4 protein-coding genes are annotated in these 1,935 nt (G+C 56.1%); 3 read left to right on the top strand and 1 reads right to left on the bottom strand.

What is annotated here, in order from left to right; all coding sequences use genetic code 11:
- Nucleotides 1-183: transposase (locus XAXN_RS11130; RefSeq protein ID WP_485129895.1), on the bottom strand; the 183-nt coding region annotated here is incomplete at its 3' end.
- Between the two features lie 152 nt (nt 184-335).
- On the opposite strand from XAXN_RS11130, the gene XAXN_RS21260 reads away from it, so the two are divergent.
- The 3 genes from XAXN_RS21260 to XAXN_RS11120 form a co-directional block, all read left to right on the top strand.
- Nucleotides 336-734, top strand: coding sequence for a hypothetical protein (locus XAXN_RS21260; RefSeq protein WP_241148186.1), 399 nt, complete (start codon nt 336-338; stop codon nt 732-734).
- Between the two features lie 21 nt (nt 735-755).
- Nucleotides 756-1,628 carry a hypothetical protein gene (locus XAXN_RS21255; RefSeq protein ID WP_134980404.1) on the top strand — a complete coding sequence of 291 codons (873 nt, stop codon included), beginning with the start codon at nt 756-758 and terminating at the stop codon, nt 1,626-1,628.
- A gap of 70 nt (nt 1,629-1,698) precedes the next feature.
- Nucleotides 1,699-1,935 (top strand): transposase (locus XAXN_RS11120; RefSeq protein ID WP_054319596.1); only part of this gene is annotated, 237 nt, incomplete at its 3' end.

Raw genomic sequence — 1,935 nt, 5'->3', positions numbered from 1 at the left:
CCGCAACATCGTCGCCAGTGCGTACGGCTGCCGACCGGGCCGCCCCGATACCGGATAGTGCGGCGCGATCAGGGCAAGCAATTGCTGCCACGGAACGACCTGCTCCATCTCGGCCAGGAAGATCTCGCGACGGGTTTGCTTACGCTTGCCCAGGCCCTCGGCGTCACCGAACGTCAGTTGCATGGATGAATCCTCTACATGAGGCGGTAGTGTCGCGTGTCTGTGGTGAGTTGATCAGACCTTCCTTAACACCCAAGCGTTGCTGCGAGCGAGTTTCGATAGCCTGACTTCTAGCTTGCCGAGGTAGCGAGTGCTAACGTACCTCTTCAGATCTCATGCTGGGCATGAACATGGATATGAAAAGTAGACTGATGTTTGCTACGGGATTACTCGCACTATCAACCTTGACTGCTTGTGCAGGAGGAAACATGCGCTCTGATTACAAGAAAAATGATGTTCAGCCGGTCAAGATCGAAAAGGCGGGAGACTCACTACAGATCACCTACCACATGCCGGCAGAAAGCCTCTTTTATTCTCCGGGCGTTGATTTCGCGAATGAAGGCGGCGTATTGCGTATCGCAATCCGTAGATGCGGCATCAATGATAAATGTGATGCCATGGCGAAAGCTGCCGTGCCACCAGCTGAGCAGTGGACACCCAAGGTCACCGTACCGTATGCAGGCGAAAAGGTCTTATTGGTCTACGCAGACACTGAAGAAACGTTGACTCCATAATTTCATTCAAGGAGCGATGCAATGGGCACCGAACCGGCTAATGAGCGCGTTGTACTTGGAATACATAGCAATGGTGGACAAGGCGGTCTGACCGACGGCCATGCCTGGATTACGGTCAAGCGGGGCAATTCACCCACGGAGTATTATGGATTGTGGCCCGACAACCATCCGATGGTGAAGGATAACGGGGACGGCACCGATATCCGTTCCGGAATGGAAAAAGGACAGCGTTCTGACGCAGACCGCTACTACGACCTGTCACCGGCCCAAACCAAAGTCCTCGACCAAGCGCTTCGCGAGAACGTCACGTGGGAACTGAATAACAACTGTTCCTCATGGGCTAGCGAAACGGTATCTCGTGTCACCGGAAAGCATATTGACGCGGGAACGTGGTTACCCACTGTAGAAACGCCCAACGCGTTGATCGACACCATTCGCGAGCTGGAGTCTCGACATCCGACGTCCCCGTCCACGCCTGAGGTGAATGAACCTGCACGCGAAGGACGATCAAGCAACTCGCTCGGGAATGTTGAGTCGTCAGGAGAGCATAGCAATCCTTTCACCAAGGCAATGACTGATCCAGAGCACGCTGGCAACCGCCTTTTCGCTGGGCTACGGGAAGGATTGCCTCAGCACATCTCCAATGAGCGGGTTGCTTTTGCCGCGCAGCGTGCACACGAGGCTGGAATCAACGACATGTCGAAGGTGAGCCAAGTCATTGAGCGCGAAGGCGACGTGTTCGTTGTTGGCACGACCCCTGGATTCCGCGCATCGGTACTTGCAGGCGAGCAACCTCCCACGATTGAACATTCTAGTACAGCCCTGGCCCAGCAAGCTGCTGCGCAGCCTTCTGTGGAAGCCCATAATCAGGCCATTGGCCCCCAGATGGTTTAGCGAAGGTTGATACGCCCAGGCTTTCCTAGACATCTCAAGGCCATGGAAAATGGCTAATTCGGAGGTGTCCATGAGCAGTAAGCGGTATACAGATGAGTTCAAGGTCGAGGCGGTCCGCCAAGTGACCGATCGCGGGTTCAAAGTGGCAGAAGTCGCCGAGCGCCTGGGTGTTACCACGCACAGCCTGTACGCCTGGCTGCGCAAGTTCGGCAAGCCCGGCGTCGTGCAGCGCGCCGAGGTGGACCAGAGCGCGGAGGTTCGGCGGCTGAAGGCCGAGTTGCGCCGAGTGACCGAGGAGCGCGACATA

It is taken from the genome of Xanthomonas axonopodis, from assembly GCF_001304695.1.
In the GTDB taxonomy this organism is placed as follows: domain Bacteria; phylum Pseudomonadota; class Gammaproteobacteria; order Xanthomonadales; family Xanthomonadaceae; genus Xanthomonas; species Xanthomonas axonopodis.
Note: the sequence above shows the minus strand (reverse complement) of the source record. Positions and strands in the feature narration are given on the sequence as shown.

Bases quoted from the DNA above. Each gene is read 5' to 3' on its own strand.
- XAXN_RS21260 (WP_241148186.1), top strand. From the start codon at position 336: ATGCTGGGCATGAACATGGATATGAAAAGTAGACTGATGTTTGCTACG.
- XAXN_RS21255 (WP_134980404.1), top strand. From the start codon at position 756: ATGGGCACCGAACCGGCTAATGAGCGCGTTGTACTTGGAATACATAGC.